Annotated in this window: 15 protein-coding genes; 2 read left to right on the forward strand and 13 right to left on the reverse strand. The window is 31.6% G+C overall.

The features are described from left to right. Window positions 1-221 precede the first annotated feature (221 nt). The gene (locus KPL51_RS19400) at window positions 222-1,616 is read right to left on the reverse strand and encodes a sigma-54 interaction domain-containing protein (RefSeq protein ID WP_216165261.1); all 1,395 of its coding nucleotides are present in this window, start codon (window positions 1,614-1,616) and stop codon (window positions 222-224) included. Window positions 1,617-1,795: 179 nt separating this feature from the next. Beyond that, window positions 1,796-3,022: a serine hydroxymethyltransferase gene (glyA, locus tag KPL51_RS19405; protein WP_216165335.1), complete on the reverse strand. Its 1,227-nt coding sequence runs from the start codon at window positions 3,020-3,022 to the stop codon at window positions 1,796-1,798. A gap of 387 nt (window positions 3,023-3,409) precedes the next feature. On the opposite strand from glyA, the gene KPL51_RS19410 reads away from it, so the two are divergent. After that, complete coding sequence (locus tag KPL51_RS19410) at window positions 3,410-4,183, forward strand: threonine/serine exporter family protein (RefSeq protein ID WP_216165265.1); 774 nt, start codon at window positions 3,410-3,412, stop codon at window positions 4,181-4,183. After that, window positions 4,180-4,605: a threonine/serine exporter family protein gene (locus KPL51_RS19415; RefSeq protein ID WP_216165268.1), complete on the forward strand. Its 426-nt coding sequence runs from the start codon at window positions 4,180-4,182 to the stop codon at window positions 4,603-4,605. Before KPL51_RS19410 ends, KPL51_RS19415 begins: the two co-directional genes overlap by 4 nt. 277 nt (window positions 4,606-4,882) lie before the next feature. Here the strand turns inward: KPL51_RS19415 and KPL51_RS19420 are convergent, their stop codons facing one another. The 11 genes from KPL51_RS19420 to secD form a co-directional block, all read right to left on the reverse strand. Continuing rightward, a complete protein-coding gene (locus KPL51_RS19420; RefSeq protein ID WP_224854561.1) occupies window positions 4,883-5,170 on the reverse strand; it encodes a metal-sensitive transcriptional regulator in 288 nt (95 codons plus the stop codon). Between the two features lie 243 nt (window positions 5,171-5,413). Further along, window positions 5,414-7,198 carry an aspartate--tRNA ligase gene (gene aspS / locus KPL51_RS19425; protein WP_216165271.1) on the reverse strand — a complete coding sequence of 595 codons (1,785 nt, stop codon included), beginning with the start codon at window positions 7,196-7,198 and terminating at the stop codon, window positions 5,414-5,416. A 38-nt stretch (window positions 7,199-7,236) separates the two neighbouring features. After that, on the reverse strand, window positions 7,237-8,490 hold the full coding sequence (hisS, locus tag KPL51_RS19430) for a histidine--tRNA ligase (RefSeq protein ID WP_216165274.1): 1,254 nt from the start codon (window positions 8,488-8,490) through the stop codon (window positions 7,237-7,239). A 15-nt stretch (window positions 8,491-8,505) separates the two neighbouring features. Continuing rightward, complete coding sequence (locus KPL51_RS19435; protein WP_216165341.1) at window positions 8,506-9,960, reverse strand: coproporphyrinogen III oxidase; 1,455 nt, start codon at window positions 9,958-9,960, stop codon at window positions 8,506-8,508. Window positions 9,961-10,012: 52 nt separating this feature from the next. Continuing rightward, window positions 10,013-10,621 carry an MBL fold metallo-hydrolase gene (locus KPL51_RS19440; RefSeq protein ID WP_216165277.1) on the reverse strand — a complete coding sequence of 203 codons (609 nt, stop codon included), beginning with the start codon at window positions 10,619-10,621 and terminating at the stop codon, window positions 10,013-10,015. A 10-nt stretch (window positions 10,622-10,631) separates the two neighbouring features. Next, a complete protein-coding gene (gene dtd, locus KPL51_RS19445) occupies window positions 10,632-11,078 on the reverse strand; it encodes a D-aminoacyl-tRNA deacylase (protein ID WP_216165280.1) in 447 nt (148 codons plus the stop codon). A gap of 36 nt (window positions 11,079-11,114) precedes the next feature. After that, a complete protein-coding gene (locus tag KPL51_RS19450) occupies window positions 11,115-13,304 on the reverse strand; it encodes a RelA/SpoT family protein (protein WP_216165283.1) in 2,190 nt (729 codons plus the stop codon). 130 nt (window positions 13,305-13,434) lie between these two features. Beyond that, window positions 13,435-13,953 (reverse strand): adenine phosphoribosyltransferase, encoded by a 519-nt coding sequence (locus KPL51_RS19455; protein WP_216165286.1) that lies wholly within the window; start codon window positions 13,951-13,953, stop codon window positions 13,435-13,437. Between the two features lie 140 nt (window positions 13,954-14,093). After that, window positions 14,094-14,954, reverse strand: coding sequence for a DHH family phosphoesterase (locus KPL51_RS19460; RefSeq protein ID WP_376770106.1), 861 nt, complete (start codon window positions 14,952-14,954; stop codon window positions 14,094-14,096). Between the two features lie 124 nt (window positions 14,955-15,078). Next, window positions 15,079-15,945 (reverse strand): protein translocase subunit SecF, encoded by an 867-nt coding sequence (gene secF, locus KPL51_RS19465; RefSeq protein WP_216165296.1) that lies wholly within the window; start codon window positions 15,943-15,945, stop codon window positions 15,079-15,081. 4 nt (window positions 15,946-15,949) lie between these two features. After that, window positions 15,950-17,188 (reverse strand): protein translocase subunit SecD, encoded by a 1,239-nt coding sequence (gene secD, locus KPL51_RS19470; RefSeq protein WP_216165299.1) that lies wholly within the window; start codon window positions 17,186-17,188, stop codon window positions 15,950-15,952. Window positions 17,189-17,213: the final 25 nt, after the last annotated feature.

Raw genomic sequence — 17,213 nt, forward strand, 5'->3', positions numbered from 1 at the left:
TGAAAGTATTTTATTTATATAGAGCAATTTCTGTGCCAAATAGAAAACACATGTATCTAAGCCACTGCTTAAATACATGTGTTTCTCATTCGCAAAATATTCTGCATATTTTTTTAAAATAAACAGTAAACATAATTGGTAATTTTTGCCTATGTGCCAGATTGCTTAGATTGCTATACATGCAAGATATTTTGCACCAACAGCAAAATATCTTGCCTATTTTAATATTCTCCTATTATTTTATGGATCTTAATCTTATATTGAAGATTTTGTCTTGAAATACTAAGTTCTCTAGCTGCTTTACTAACATTATTATTATTCTTTTTTAATATTTTTTCTATTATTGTCTTTTCAATATCACTCATATAACTTTCCAAATCAAAATTGGCTTCTTTATTTTTAATAATGTTTGATACATTATTAATATTTTCATATGCTATTCTAAAATCAAAATAGTCTTCTGTTAAAATAGAATTATAATCTGCCATATTTATTGCAGCTTCAATAACATTTGTCAGCTCTCTTATATTACCAGGCCAATTGTATTCTTGAAGTTTTCTCATCATAACTTCATCAATACCTCTTATATTTTTACAAAAAACTTTATTGTATTTTTCAATTAGCTCCTCTACAAATATAGGAATATCATCTTTTCTCTCTCTTAATGGAGGTATATTTATTCTCAGCACACATAATCTATAATAAAAATCTTTTCGTAATTTTCCACTTTCAATAAGTTTCTCTGGTTCTTCATTTAAGGTAGCTATTATCCTTACATCAATATCTATACTTTTAGTACCTCCAATAGGTGTTATATACCCCTCTTGAAGTACTCTTAAAAGTTTAGATTGAAGATAAGGCTCCAGTGAATTAACTTCATCCAATAAAATAGTTCCATGATTTGCTTGTTCAAATAATCCTTTTTTATTCTCTGCCCCTGTAAAACCACCCTTCTCTGTACCAAAAAGCATTCCCTCTAGAAGTAGTGCAGGAATAGCTGCACAATTTATGGGTATGAAAGGCTTATCTTTTCTTAATCCGTCATAATGAATGCTTTGAGAAAACACTTCTTTCCCTGAGCCAGTTTCTGCATATACTAATACTGAGGAACTTGACATACTAGCTTTTTTTGCTTTTTCAATAGCAGTTTTCATAATAAGATTGTCACCATATATATCCTTAAACGTGTAATGTCTATTTAGCTTTTTATCTAGGTTTTGCAATTTACAAATGCTTTCAGTTAGTTCTTTTAACTGAGTCATGTCCTTAGCTATTTCGATCACCGCTATAACTTTATTGTCTAAGGTTACAGGCACAGTAGTATTTATAGTAGTGACTTTTTTCTTATATCCATTTCCATAATGTTGTATTAAGCCTACAATCTTCTCACCACTCTTTAATACATTCATAAGTGTAGAATCATCGTCTTTTACATCCTCAAGATATTCACTAACCTTTTTTCCTAAAACTTCACTAGAATGTACACCTTCTACTTTTCCCATGACACTATTATAATATATAGTTTTGCCATCACTATCTACTACTTGAATCCCTTCCTCCAAATTTTCTAATAGACATTCTAATATTTTTTCTGCGTTTGGAATTTTTGTATTCATATAAGCCCCCAATGCAGTATTTACTTTTTATAATGATTATATCACATTGAAATTGTATATTTCTTTTTTAGTCAGTTAGTCAACTTAAAAATTTTTAACTTAAAAAAATAACATCGGCTAGGCCAATGCTATTTTTTAATGTCTATTTTATAAGGATGCCCTAGTGAATTACTATTACCTTAATATAAAGGGAATTTACTACATAATTTAACTACCTTTTCTCTAATTTTTTCTAAATTTCCTTCTCTATTTTCTATAGTTTCATTCATAAGTGCAGCTATTATTTTCATTTCTGCTTCTTTAAAGCCTCTTGTAGTTACAGCAGGTGTTCCAATTCTTATACCACTTGTAACAAATGGACTTAGTGTTTCATTTGGTACAGTATTTTTATTTACAGTAATACCAACAAGATCCAATAACTTTTCAGCTTCTTTTCCAGTTATATTTTTATTTGTTAATTCTATAAGTAAAAGATGATTATCTGTTCCACCAGATACTAATTTAAAATCATATTTTAGAAGTTCCTCTCCAAGTACTTTTGCATTTTTAACTACTTGTTCTATATAAACTTTGAATTCTGGTTTTAAAGCTTCTCCAAAGCAAACTGCTTTAGCAGCTATAGTCTGCATTAATGGTCCACCTTGCATACCTGGGAAAATAGACTTGTCTATTTGTTTTGCATATTTCTCTTTACATATAATTGCTCCACCTCTAGGTCCTCTTAGTGTTTTATGAGTAGTAGTGGTAACAAAATCAGCATAAGGAACTGGCGACTCATGTGCTCCTGTTGCTACAAGCCCTGCTATATGAGCCATATCTACAAACATATATGCGCCAACTTCATCGCAGATTTCTCTAAATTTAACAAAATCTATTGCTCTTGGGTAAGCACTGGCACCTATAACTATCATTTTAGGATGATGCTCTTTAGCAAGTATCCTTACCTCTTCATAATCTATTGTCTCTGTTTCTAGATTAACTCCATAAGGAATGAAATTATATAAAATTCCTGAAAAATTCACTTTACTTCCATGAGTTAAATGTCCACCATGACTCAAATTCATACCTAGTACTGTATCTCCTGGTTTTAGTACAGAAAAGTATACAGCCATATTTGCTTGAGAACCTGAATGAGGTTGCACATTGACATGTTCAGCACCAAAAAGCTCTTTCATTCTATCGCGTGCCAAATTTTCTACTTTATCAACTACTTCACAACCGCCATAATACCTTTTACCAGGGTAACCTTCTGCATATTTATTAGTTAATATAGAGCCATTTGCTTCCATTACTGCCTTACTAACAAAATTTTCTGAAGCAATTAGTTCAATATGATCCTCTTGTCTTGCATTCTCCTCTTCAATAATATCGTAAACTTTAGAATCACTGCTTTTTAAATAATCCATCATAGTTGCGCCTTCCTCTCATAGTATAAATTAATCAGCAAGCTTGCTGCTAATCTTCTAAAAATATATATTCTATATTCATTATAAAATTTAATAGCTTATTAATCAACCTAAAGATGAAAATTTCCCAAAATGTTCTGAATTATATGAGAAATAAACCAGATATAAGAATTTTAAAATACTTTATAGCATATTACTATATCTATGTATGATATTTTCACTACAAAAAATAACAAATAATTCAATTTTCTAAATAATAATAGTTTATTAGGTTTATGGTATATAATGATAGTGCTAATTTATTATTATATAATACACGTAATTTAATATTTACGATTAAAAATTGCTATAAAATCTAAAATTAGTTTAATACTGAAAGGAGACCCAATGTATATTGATGATATTATCCATGTAGCTACGGAAGCTGGTAAAATTATATTAGAAAATGGCGGAGAAACTTATAGGGTTGAGCAGACAATCACTATGATCTGTAATTCCTATGGAATACCACACACTGAAAGTTTTGTAACCCCCACTGGCATTATGGTTTCTATAACTAATAGTGAAAATAAGACCATTTCATTAGTTAGAAGAATAAATAGTCGAACAGTTAATCTTCGTAAAGTTGCTATGATCAACAATTTATCTAGACAAATTGTTTTGAAGCCACTATCCATGGAAGAGATAAGAAAAGAACTTAAATATATTAATAATATTCCACCTTATTCTATAAACACAACAACATTTTTTGCTGCTGTCTCTTCAGGATTTTTCACCTTGGTTTTTGGTGGAAATTATAAAGATTTCTTTGTAGCCTTTATAATTGGAGCTCTTATAAATTATTTAGGTGTACATTTAGATGATTTGGAGGTAAATGGTTTTCTGAAAAACATGCTTGGTGGTGCATTGGCAGCAACTGTAGCTCTTCTTGCAGCTGCTTTAGGACTAGTCGGTAATATGAACACTATAATAATAGGATCTATAATGATACTGGTGCCTGGTATTTCTATAACAAACGCAATACGTGATACTATTGCTGGTGATTTAGTTTCTGGTGTATCACGGTCAATAGAAGCACTATTTGTTGCCATTGCTATAGCTGCAGGCACAAGTATAATTTTTAAAATATGGGTATTGTTATTTGGAGGTAGTTTAATATGATTCTTAATTCATTTTATGCTTTCTTAAGTTCTCTAGGTTTTGGAGTACTATTTAATATAAGAGGTAAAAACTTAATTATCGCATCGCTTGGAGGTGGGCTTACCTGGTTTACTTATCTTCTTTTCGCAAAAATACAACCATCCTTAATTTTTTCGTTATTTGTTGCTTCCATGATAGGTAGTATCTATTCAGAAATAATGGCAAGACTTTATAAGAGTCCTGTGACAATTTTTATAATTTGTGCAATTATACCACTTGTTCCAGGTGGTGGAATGTATTATGCCACACTTGAGGCAGTAAAGGGCAATTTTGATGCATCCCTATCCAAAGGTGTTGAAACCCTATTTAGTGCAGGTGCTATTGCAATTGGAATAGTTTTTGTATCTTCCATAAGTACGATTTTCAAAAAAATGAAGAAGTAAAATTTGTAACAAATATTTTTATACGCAAAAAAAAGTATATATTACGTATAATGCATTGAAGCGAGCTTTAGAACTTCTTATTTTATTTTTAATTGATCTACGTTCAGAAAAATATATGTTTGAGCGACACAACAATTGAAAATTGTTGTGTGCCCATAAGGAATACTAAGGGGAAGCGAGTTTATATTTTTTAGCAGATTAATTAAAAATAAAATTAGTAGTTCTTAGCGAAGTGAATGCATTAATCGTATTGCAATACGCGTAATATATACTTTTTTTATTTTAAAAACATAAGAAAAGTTGACACTAGCTCTTGAATTTTTTCTTCTTCAATTGGGTCATCTTCATGTAAAAGACAGTTTTTAGTATATCTCTCTAAAACAAGCCCGCCAACTTTACTCATAGCGGCACGAGCTGCAGCAACTTGAACCAATATGTTCTTACAGCAAACTTCGCTAGTCACCATCTTTTCAATACCTTTTACCTGTCCTTCAATTTTTCTTAGTCTCACTTGAATGTCTCTAACTAGCTCATCATTCATTGTTTTATCTTTTTCCTTTGTCATTTTATCACTCCTATATATAATATAGTGAAACTATTTTAATTTAATACAAATTTCATCTTCATTCATTATACCCGGTATAGGTACTGTTTATAATTATATCATCAGAATTATTACAAATCAATAGATGTGCGATTAAATTACCAGATTTATTTAGAAATTTTATATATTCAAAAATTATGGACGTAAAAGTAGCATAATATTTTATATTATGCTACTTTTACTTAACTATATTCTCTTATTGTGTTAATTCTTTATGGCCCTCTTTTCGATGCCAAGTTCCTCAAGCTGCTTGTCATCAACCATATTGGGTGCTTGGGTCATTGGACAGAAAGCATTTTGATTTTTAGGGAAAGCTATTACATCTTTAATGTTTTCTGTTCCTGCTAAGAACATAATTATTCTATCTAGGCCAAAAGCAAGTCCGCCATGTGGTGGTGGTCCGAATTTGAATGCTTCAAGTAAGAATCCAAATCTTTCCCATGCTTTCTCCTGCGTAAATCCTAAAACTTTAAACATAGTTTCTTGTAGGCTAGAATCATGTATTCTTATACTTCCTCCACCTAATTCCTCTCCGTTTAACACCATATCGTAAGCTTTTGCCCTGACTCTACCTGGCTCTGACTCTAGATACTGTAAATCTTCATCCATTGGCATTGTGAAGGGATGGTGTGCGGCAATATATCTATTCTCTTCTTCACTGTAATCAAATAATGGAAACTCTGTAACCCATACAAAGTTAAATTCCTTATTATCTTTTAAAATCTCAAGATCTTTAGCCACCTGTAATCTTAAAGCACCTAAAGACTGTAGCACAACGTTATCCTTATCTGCAACAATAAGTACTAAATCTCCAGCTTTTGCGTCTACCTTATCTAATATAGCTTTCATTTGCACATCGTTTAAGAACTTAGAAATAGGTGATTTAATCCCCTCTTCTTTATAAGCAATATAAGCAAGACCTTTTGCTTTGTAGGTTTTAACAAACTCACCTAATTTGTCTAATTTTTTTCTACCCATATCTGCGCAGCCGATGATTTTTATAGCTCTTACTGACCCACCATTGTCTATGGCATTTTTAAATACAACAAATTCGTTGTCCCGTGTCTCCTGCGTAATATCCACTATTTCCATTCCAAATCTTAAATCTGGTTTATCTGATCCATATTTATCCATAGCTTCTTTGTATTTTATTCTTTTTAGCGGAAGCACAACTTCTTCATTTATAACTTCTTTAAATACTTTTTTAATTAGTGCTTCATTTACTGCTATAACATCATCTTGTTCCACAAAAGACATTTCTATATCTACTTGTGTAAACTCTGGTTGTCTATTGGATCTTAAATCTTCATCTCTAAAACATCTTGCTATTTGGAAGTACTTATCATATCCAGAAACCATTAATAATTGTTTAAACAATTGTGGTGATTGTGGAAGTGCATAGAAGTTGCCAGGATAGTTTCTGCTTGGAACTAAATAATCACGAGCTCCTTCTGGAGTACTTTTTGTAAGCATTGGTGTTTCTATTTCTAAAAAACCATTTTCATCTAAAAAGTCACGAATTACCTTAGTTGTTTTAGATCGCGTCATAAGTATTCTCTGCATATCCGGTCTTCTTAAATCAAGGTACCTATATTTCAGACGTACATTTTCTGATGCATCTAAATCTTCTTTTATATATATAGGTGGAGTTTCTGATTCAGATAATATCTTTATATTTACTCCCTTAAGTTCCACTTGCCCAGTTGGCATATTATCATTAGGAGATTGTCTTTTGATTATTTCACCAGTTACTGCAATGCAGTACTCTGGTTTCACCAAATCTGCCTTTTCAAAGGCTTCTTTGTTTATTTCTTCTCCAAATACTAATTGAATTAGACCTGTTCTATCTCTTAAATCGATAAAAACAAGTCCTCCTAAATTTCTTTTTGTTTGAACCCAACCCATTACTGTTTCTTTGTTCGATATATGTGTTTCACGAAGATCCCCACACATATTGGTTCTCTTTAAACCATCTAATGCTTCTGCCATTTTATTTACTTCCTCTCTTAACAATTAAGGACTAAAAATTAAGCCTTAACTATATTAATAATTTCTTGTAAGTTATCTAATTTAATTTCAAACTGCTGTCCATCAGACATTCTTTTTATCTTAGCAGTTCTACTTTGAACTTCATCTTCACCTAAAATAATTGTAAAGTAGGCTTCGATCTTATTAGCATATTTCATTTGAGCCTTTACACTTTTCCCCATATGGTCGCATTCACATTTTATCCCCTTTTCTCGAAGAGAATTTACAATTTTAATAGCTTCATATTTAGATTCCGCGTTCATAGATCCAACATATAGCTCCATATACTTTTCTTTAGGTATTTCTATATCATTTTCTTCTAGAGACATTAATAGTCTCTCAATTCCCATACCAAAACCCATAGCTGGAACATCTGGTCCGCCTATTTGTTTAATCAAATTATCATATCTTCCACCACCGCAGAGTGCAAGACCATTTTTGTCAAGTACTTCAAATACAGTCTTGGTGTAATAATCAAGTCCCCTTACTATTAATGGATCAACGTCAAATTCTATTGCCATAACTTTCAGGTATTTTTTAAGGCTTTCAAAGTGAGTAGAACAGTCTTCACAAATGTAATCCGATATAATCGGAGCCCCCTTAACTATTTCCTTACAACTGTTAACTTTACAATCTAAAATTCTTAATGGATTTTTCTCAAATCTACTCTTGCAAGTTTCACAAAGCTGCTCATATTTATCTGCTAAAAATTCTGTTAGCGCTTCATTATATTTTTTTCTACAACTAGGGCATCCCATACTGTTAATTTTTAATTGAACACCCTCTATTCCAACTTCTTTATATACCCTCATAACAAGACTAATTACCTCAGCATCAATAGAAGCTTCCTTTGAACCACAAACTTCAACTCCAAACTGATGATGCTCCCTAAATCTTCCCTTTTGCATTTTTTCATACCTAAAACAAGGTGTAAAATAATATAACTTTGTAGGTTGCACCTCATTAAATAAACCATTTTCTATAAATGCTCTTACAGCAGGTGCTGTACCTTCTGGTTTTAGTGTAATACTTCTTCCACCCTTATCTTCAAAAGTGTACATTTCCTTTTGAACCACGTCTGTAGTTTCTCCTACTCCTCTTTTAAACAGTTCAGTCTGTTCAAACATAGGTGTTCTAATCTCTCTACATCCATACACAGAACATAATTTTCTAAATAGATTTTCTACATACTGCCATTTATATATATTTTCAGGCAATATATCTTTAGTACCCTTAGGTGCTTGAATATCCATTTTATCCCTCCTCTACTAATCGCTTAACTCATTTGCATCGCTACCATATAATGTTTCTAGCAATTCTATTTTCTTTTGAATCATCTCATCTAACCTTTTTATGTATTCTCTAACATCTTTGATATTTGCAAATCTTTCATGCCTGTTTTCATCTAGAAATACAACTTTACAGACCGCATCCGCACCCAGTGCAATAACTGTCTGCTTTTCTTCAATCATTTGAATATTATAAATTCCCTCGTAACCAGGTCTTGTGTATCCAATATTCTCCATGTTACCCACCATATTTTTCTGTCTGTACATATAATAAGGCTTCATATGAAGTTTTTTAGACAGTTCAACAGTATACTCATACATTTTATTTAATTCTTCTTGACCAGGAACTTCAAACCTATAATTATTAAGCATTTTTTCATGAAGCTTTGATGCTCTTTTTATAGACAATCCATGAATTGTAATACTGTCAGGTTTAAGCTCTAATATTTTTTCACATGTTTTTATTATATGTGTTATTTTCTCACCTGGAAGCCCTACTATTAGATCCATATTTATATTGTCAAACCCGAGTTCTCTCGCCATAGTAAATTTTTCAGTAACATCTCCTACGGAATGTGTTCTTCCAATTAATTTCAAGGTATCATCATTCATAGTTTGAGGATTAATGCTTATTCTATGTACTCCATACTTTTTCATAGTACTCAATTTTTTATAAGTAATGCTATCAGGTCTTCCACATTCTACTGTAAATTCTTTCACATTATTTTTTTCAGTAAACCCTTCATAAATACACTTCATTATAAATTCAAATTGCTCGTCATTTACAGAAGTAGGAGTACCCCCTCCAAAATAGACGCATTCAATCTTTAGCTTCTTTTCTTGAATGTAACTGCTTACTTCTTTAATCTCATGAGCCAATGATTGGAGGTAAGGTTCCACTATGTCCTTGCACTTTTCTATTGGATTAGATGCAAAAGAACAGTATAAACAACGTGTAGGACAAAATGGCATTCCAATATAAACACTTATATTGTCCTTTTTTGTATTAACAATATTTTTTTCAAACTTTGCAACATCAATACAAAGTTGCGCCTTATCTTCTCTTGTAACATGTTTCTCTTTAAATTCTGCTATAATGGCCTCCTCAGAAAGTCCAGCTTGTAGTAACTCAAGTGCTTTTTTAGAAGGCCTAATTCCTATTAGTGTACCCCAAGGTAGCTCATCAGTTGTATGTTTTGAGAAATATAAAAAAACAGCTTTTTTAACTTCTTCCTTACGTTTATATGACTTATTAATTATGTACTCATAACTTTCAGAGCCCTTTTGTATAACTATTACATCTTCCTTTACCTCAATATTATAATCGTAATTTTCTTCTACAAATTTAATATCAGGAAATAGAAAGAATAAATTTATGATTTGATATACATCATAATTAAATTCCTTATTATTTAATTTTACATTTATCATTATAACTCCTTAATAAAACATAATTTATAAAATACAGAGTGCTAAAAAAACTAATTTAATTTTGTAAAAAAGGATTATTTAATCTTTCATTATTTATTGTGCTACATGGTCCATGGCCAGGATACACTATGGTGCCTTCTGGAAGGCCTAAAAGCTTTGTTTTAATACTAGTAATTATACTATTAAAATCTCCTCCAGCAAAATCTGTTCTTCCAATAGAACCTGCAAAAAGAGTGTCTCCAGTAAAAACACAGTTTCCTACTAAAAAGCACATACCACCAGGTGTATGTCCAGGTGTATCAATACAAGTAAATTCTAAACCTGAAATTTTTATTATATCTCCCTGACTTATTAATTTATCTGCCCCGCCTTCAATAAGAGGTCCAAACAAATATTCACCCTGAATTATTAAATCATCATCTTTTTTATTTATACATACAATTGCATTTGTTATGTTTTTTAACTGTGCCACTCCAGTTGTATGATCCATATGTCCATGAGTCAAAAGTATATACTTAACTAGTGCGCCCATGGCCCTTATAGCCTTAGCAATATCATCTACATCTCCACCTGGGTCTAACACTATAGCTTCTTTAGTATTATTATCCATTATAATATAACAGTTGGAACCGTATATTCCTGTAACAAGTTTTTTGATTTCCATCTAATTCCTCCTAGAAGTCTCTTTTACTCTCTAAAAGTAAAGTTACTGGTCCATCATTTTGTATGAATACTTCCATATCTGCACCAAAATCTCCAGTTTTAACTTCACCTAATACTTTACTACACTGTTTAACAAAATCTAAATATAATATTTGGGCTTCCTCTCCACCAAGGGCTCTCATAAAACTCGGTCTTCTGCCTTTTCTACAATCTCCATATAGTGTAAATTGAGAAACCACAAGCAATTCTCCACCTACGTCTATTAGGGACTTATTCATTTTTTCATCTTCTTCAAATATCCTCAGGTTTAAAATTTTATCCACTAGGTATTTTACGTCCTCCTCTGTGTCTTCCTGGCAGATCCCAAGGAGAATATTTAGCCCAAAGCCTATTTCGGACCATAATTTACCATCTATTTCAACTTTTGATGATTTAACTCTTTGTACTACTGCTCTCATAAACTTCACTCTCCTAAATGGAATAAAACTACTCTTCTAATTCTTTATTCTGTAAACTTCAATTACACCAGTCAATTTAGTGATTTTCTTCTGTAATTCTTTCAAATGCTCTATGTCAGCCACTTTTAGTTTTATATTTATTAAAGCCACATTACTTTTTAAAGTCTTTGCATTAATTGAATACAACTGCGTTTTTGTTACTGTAATTATCTCCATTATATCAGACAATAAGCCATACCTATCATCTGCTTTAATTTCAATCTCAGTAATATAGCCTTTTCCCTCAGAAGCTCCCCAACTTACCTCAACTACTTTATTAATTTCATTTTTCATTAAGGTTTCAACATTTTTACAATCGCGCCTATGAACCGAAACTCCACGGCCCTTAGTTATATAGCCTATTATATCATCGCCTGGAACAGGATTACAGCACTTAGCAAATCTTACAAGTACATTACCTTCACCCTTGACTATTAATCCTTGAAAATCCGTTTTCTTTTTTTCGTCTTTGCTAGTGTTCTTTGTTATCTTTTGTTCAATGTCCTCGATTGTCAAATTTTCAATTTTATTTTTATTTTCAAAAACCTCTCTCAGTCTATTAACTACAGTTGAAGGCATAATATCTCCCACTCCAACATAAGCAAATAAATCATCTACAGCTTTAAAATTATATTTTTTGTATATTTTCTCGATTGCTTCACCTTTAGCGATTTCACCAAAATTATATCCTTGCCTTTTAGATTCCTTTTCCAATACTTCCTTGCCTTTTTCAATACTCTCTTCTCTTTTAGCTTTTTTAAACCATGCTTTAATCTTACTTTTAGCTTGATTACTCTTTGTAATATTCAGCCAATCAATATTGGGACCCTTAGGTGATGAGGATGTTACAATTTCAACAATTTCTCCGGTTTTTAAGTGGTATTCCAATGGTACCATTCTCCCATTTACTTTTGCACCCATGCACCTATGACCTATATCAGTATGAATTCTATAGGCAAAATCAATTGGTGTTGCATCTAGAGGCAAATTAATAACTTCACCTTTTGGCGAAAACACAAAAACTTCATCTGAAAATAAATCAATTTTAAATCCTTCCATAAACTCTTCTGCATCAAAGGTTTCCCCTTGCCATTCAAGAATGTCCTTTAGCCAAGAAAGTTTAGAGTCAAATTTTTCATTTTCATCATCATTGCCCTCTTTTCCCTCTTTGTATTTCCAATGAGCTGCAATTCCATATTCTGCGATTTTGTGCATTTCATAGGTCCTAATTTGGATTTCAAAAGGTTTTCCATGGGGTCCAATTACAGTTGAATGTAGTGATTGATACATGTTGGGCTTTGGCATTGCAATATAATCTTTAAATCTTCCGGGAATTGGTTTATAAACAGTATGCACTATGCCTAGAGCCGCATAGCAATTTCCAATATCATTAACTAAGATTCTAACTGCAGTCAAATCAAAAACTTGATCTATTGTCTTATTTTTAGCAACCATTTTTCTGTAAATACTATAAAAATGTTTTGGTCTACCATCAATGTCAGCATCTATTCCAACAATATTTAAGTTGAATTTTAATTCCAACATTATATTGTTTATGTTTTCTTCTCTTTCAACTCTTTTTTCGGCTATTTTTCTTACTAAGTTATAGTATTCATTTGGGTTTAAATACCGGAGAGATAAATCCTCCAGTTCCCATTTAATTTTAGACATTCCAAGACGATGGGCTAGTGGTGCATAAATATCCAGAGTTTCTTTTGCCTTTTGCTTTTGCTTTGCAACTGGCATATATTTAAGTGTTCGCATATTATGGAGTCTATCTGCAAGTTTAATAAGGATAACTCTAATATCCTTTGCCATAGCGAGTAACATTTTACGAACATTATCAGCTTGTTCCTCTTCCTTAGTCTTATATTTTATTAGACCAAGCTTAGTTACACCCTCAACTAAATTTGCTACCTCTATATTAAATTCCTTACTTATATCTTCAAAAGTATATGCTGTATCTTCAATTACATCATGAAGAAGCCCTGCAACAATTGTGCTGGTATCAAGTCCCATTTCTGCTAAAATACAGGCAACTTCTACTGGGTGCACAATATAAGGCTCACCTGATTCCCTCTTTTGCTCTTTATGAGCAGCATAAGAAAAATTAAAGGCTTTAGTAATAAGCTCTTTATCTACAGTATTACAATTACTTTCAATCTTATATAACAATTTTTCCAACATGGCTTATACACTCCTAAAATCAAAGGCTGGTTTTATTAACCAGCCAATACTTTTTACTAATATTATATATTATTGTGTAGAATTTTGCAATTTTATTTTAATAATTTAGTCAATTAAATTTGAACCCTAATTAAACATCATACTTTACAAGAGACATTATATCATAATCTTGTAATTTGTTTTTTCCATTGAGTCCAGTTAATTCAATTACAAAATTTAATGAAACAATCTCTCCACCCATTTGCTCTATAAGTTTTGTTACCGCTGCCACGGTACCACCAGTAGCAAGTAAATCATCTACTATAGCTACCTTTTGTCCAGGTTTTATTGCATCCTTATGAATTTCAAGTTTATCAAAGCCATATTCCAGATCATACTCAATTTCTATAGTGTCGTAAGGTAACTTCCCAGGTTTTCTAACTGGTACAAATCCTGCACCAAGAGCATAGGCAACTGGCACACCAAATAAAAATCCTCTTGCCTCTGGTCCTACTATAACATCAACATTTTTGCCTTTTAAATATGATACCATACCATCTATAGTAAACTTAAGTGCATTCTTATCTTGTAATAATGTAGTTATATCTTTAAAACTGATACCTTCTTTTGGAAAATCTTCTATTATTCTAATTCTGTTTTTTAAATCCATGAATATTCCCCCCCAATAAATAAAATTACTATGTACAAAACGAAACATTTTATTATTTTCAACATACTTTTTTTATAATATATAATGCTCATTATATATTATAACAAGTTATTTATGCAACAGAAAGATTATTCAGTATCTTACCCTAGTATGAGACTATTTTTTAGTTCCTTATCTAAGTATTTTGATATCTGGAGTGCTCTGTTCCTGTCTGAAGTAATAAACAACTCAACAACTATTTTAGCATTATCCATTCTTCCAACAGGATTAACTGTAGGCATCACTGTTAGTGCCAATTTTGATACTGTGTCTTTATTAATGCTCACAATACTATGAGTTTTCATAAGTGCACGAATTCCATAATTATTTGTATTTTCTAATTGTTTCATGCCGCGTTCTGCAATTATTTTATTTTCACTCTCTAACTTTGTTATACCTGAAATAGTACCTATCATTACCAAATCCATATATTTATTTATTGATTTCATCTTATAGTACGATGATATAGCCTGAGCTATTTTAAATGCCATCCCTGAAGTAGATAACCCCTTAAAAGGATAATTACACCCCTTCTGATTTGCATCCACAACAATAGTGTCAGGATGCCTTTTAATGGGTTCATGAAAATCAGTTATTATAACATCGATTCCCATGCATTTACATAATTCTATTTCTTTGAAAGAATTTATCCCACAGCCTAAGGTTATTATAAGTCCTGGTCCTAAATATTTTATATGCCTGGTAATATCACTTTCATTCAAATCACGATTTTCACTTCGCTTACTTGGTATAAAATACTCAACATCAGCATTTAGAAACTTCAGAACTAACATCAATAAGGAAATAGCCGTAATACTATCCACATCGTAAAATCCATAAAGGACAATTTTTTCTCTCTCATTTATAGCTTTGACAATTCTATATAATGCATCCTCCATTCCTTTTAATAAAAATGGATTATACATATTATAATCTATAAAATCATTATTATTCACTTTCATGTTTTTAAGATAATCCACCATAAAACCCCTCAAAATGCTGAAATGTTATTAAAGAAAATAAAAAAGACAAAGAAGTACCTAATACATCATACTTCTTTGTCTTTAATTTTGAAAATTTAAGTTATTAAGCTATTGCTTTCTTACTTCTTTTCTTAAGTATCACCCAAACTGGGCTTGCTATAAATATTGAAGAATAGCATCCAACTAATATACCTATTATTAATGGAAAACTAAGCTCTCTTATAGATGGTACAAACACATATACTGCAATTATAGTAAATAGTGTTGTAGCAACTGTATTTATTGATCTTGCCATAGTTTGTGTAATACTTGTATTTGTAATCTCATCTATAGAAGCTTTTCTCATATTTTTTTGATTTTCTCTTATTCTATCAAATACAACTATAGTATCATTAATAGAGTAACCAACAATAGTCAGAATAGCTGCTATAAAAGTTGCATTTACTGGTATTTGGAATATTGCATATACCCCGACCATAACTAGAATGTCGTGCAATAATGCAACTATTGCTGCAACTCCAAACTTAAATTCAAATCTTATCCCAATATACACTAGCATACAAAACATGGCAATTATCAAGCCAGTTATTGCTTTTGTCTTTAATTCACTACCAACAGTTGCACCAATTGTATTTTCTGTAAGTAACTCACTAGATTTATACTGGCTCTTAATTTCTTTTACCATGGTTGCTGTTTGATCAGCGGTAAGGGCATCACTTTTTACGGTTATTTCCAAATTCTTGCCTTCATCTAATGTTTTTGACAAATATTCACCTTTTGCGTGTTTGTCTATAATTTTGTCTACATCTGTTTTTACAAAAGCCTGGTTCATCTTAATATCAAGTTTTGTACCACCTTTAAAATCTATACCAAGGTTTAGTCCTTTTGTTACCATGAATCCCATTCCTATTATAATAATGAATAGAGACATAGCAAACCATAATTTAGTTTTTTCAACTATCTTTAGCATATGCTTACCCCCTCTTCACGCCAAAATGAGAGGTTTTATTCAAAAGTCCCATTTCGACAGCTAATTTTAATAAGAATTTAGTACTAGTAAGTGCTGTAAACACACTTATAACTATACCAATCATAAGTGTTAGTGCAAAGCCTTTAACTGCGCCTGTTCCAACAGTATAAAGGACTAAAGCAGAAATTATAGTTGTAATATTTGAATCTAATATTGATGACAAGGCTCTATGAAAACCAGCATCGACAGAAGATTTTATTGATTTTCCAGTTTTAAGTTCTTCTTTTATTCTTTCGAATATCAGTACATTAGCATCTACCGCCATACCAACCGTAAGTAGGAATCCTGCTATACCAGCCAGTGTCAAAGTAGCATTAATGGCTGAGAATGCTCCAAGAACCAAAACAACATATAAAATCAGTGATATATCTGAAATTATACCTGGTGCTCTATAATATAACATCATAAATATCAATATAAATAGTATTCCGATAGCTCCAGCTTTCATACTTAATGGTAATGCATCTTTACCTAAAGTAGCTCCAACTGTATTAACAGAAACAGCTTTTAGTGTTACAGGCAATGCTCCTGATTTAATAATTTGAGATTGTCTTGTAGCTTCTGCTAAATCTTTGCTTCCAGAAATTTCAGCCTTACCATCTGTAATAGCTACTTGAACTGTAGGATCAGTTAACACATCTTTATCCATGTAAATAGTAATTTTCTGTCCTAAAAATTTCTGAGTTGCTACTGCAAATTTTTTCTTTCCTGAATCATTAAGTTCAAGATTTACAACTGGTCTATTATCTTGACCTATGGATGCATTAGCATCTTTCACATCCTTGCCAGTAAGAATTGTAACTTTATCAGGTCCAACGAATTTAAGTTCTCCTGATTTTGCAACAGTATCAAGAACTACTTTAGAATCAAACATACCTGGTATTTCAATTCTTATTCTATTATTACCTTCTTTGGCAACTAGTGTTTCACTAACTCCCATTTTGTTAACTCTCATAGAAATAAGCTCAATTGCTCTGTCTAGAGTCTTTACATCAACCTTTCCTCCTTGAACTTCTTCAAGAACTGAAATTCCGCCTTGTAAATCTAAGCCTTTATTTATTGTTTCTGTAAATGGTTTAAACCTATAATCTCCTATTTTCAATCCATTAAAACCTGTATATGCCAATATCCCAACAACTAAAACACTGGTCAAAAACAGTATGGTGCTTTTTTTCTTTTTCATCTTTATCCCCCTCTGTTGCTTAATC

This window comes from Clostridium bowmanii (assembly GCF_018861315.1).
In the GTDB taxonomy this organism is placed as follows: domain Bacteria; phylum Bacillota; class Clostridia; order Clostridiales; family Clostridiaceae; genus Clostridium_AD; species Clostridium_AD bowmanii.

What these genes read in the sequence shown, in the direction of transcription:
- dtd (WP_216165280.1), bottom strand. Translation starts at nt 11,078, where the DNA reads ATGAGAGCAGTAGTACAAAGAGTTAAATCATCAAAAGTTGAAATAGAT.
- glyA (WP_216165335.1), bottom strand. Translation starts at nt 3,022, where the DNA reads ATGGATTATTTAAAAAGCAGTGATTCTAAAGTTTACGATATTATTGAA.
- KPL51_RS19460 (WP_376770106.1), bottom strand. Translation starts at nt 14,954, where the DNA reads ATGAAAGTGAATAATAATGATTTTATAGATTATAATATGTATAATCCA.
- secD (WP_216165299.1), bottom strand. Translation starts at nt 17,188, where the DNA reads ATGAAAAAGAAAAAAAGCACCATACTGTTTTTGACCAGTGTTTTAGTT.
- secF (WP_216165296.1), bottom strand. Translation starts at nt 15,945, where the DNA reads ATGCTAAAGATAGTTGAAAAAACTAAATTATGGTTTGCTATGTCTCTA.
- KPL51_RS19450 (WP_216165283.1), bottom strand. Translation starts at nt 13,304, where the DNA reads ATGTTGGAAAAATTGTTATATAAGATTGAAAGTAATTGTAATACTGTA.
- hisS (WP_216165274.1), bottom strand. Translation starts at nt 8,490, where the DNA reads ATGGATATTCAAGCACCTAAGGGTACTAAAGATATATTGCCTGAAAAT.
- KPL51_RS19410 (WP_216165265.1), top strand. Translation starts at nt 3,410, where the DNA reads ATGTATATTGATGATATTATCCATGTAGCTACGGAAGCTGGTAAAATT.
- KPL51_RS19420 (WP_224854561.1), bottom strand. Translation starts at nt 5,170, where the DNA reads ATGACAAAGGAAAAAGATAAAACAATGAATGATGAGCTAGTTAGAGAC.
- KPL51_RS19415 (WP_216165268.1), top strand. Translation starts at nt 4,180, where the DNA reads ATGATTCTTAATTCATTTTATGCTTTCTTAAGTTCTCTAGGTTTTGGA.
- aspS (WP_216165271.1), bottom strand. Translation starts at nt 7,198, where the DNA reads ATGGCAGAAGCATTAGATGGTTTAAAGAGAACCAATATGTGTGGGGAT.
- KPL51_RS19455 (WP_216165286.1), bottom strand. Translation starts at nt 13,953, where the DNA reads ATGGATTTAAAAAACAGAATTAGAATAATAGAAGATTTTCCAAAAGAA.
- KPL51_RS19400 (WP_216165261.1), bottom strand. Translation starts at nt 1,616, where the DNA reads ATGAATACAAAAATTCCAAACGCAGAAAAAATATTAGAATGTCTATTA.
- KPL51_RS19440 (WP_216165277.1), bottom strand. Translation starts at nt 10,621, where the DNA reads ATGGAAATCAAAAAACTTGTTACAGGAATATACGGTTCCAACTGTTAT.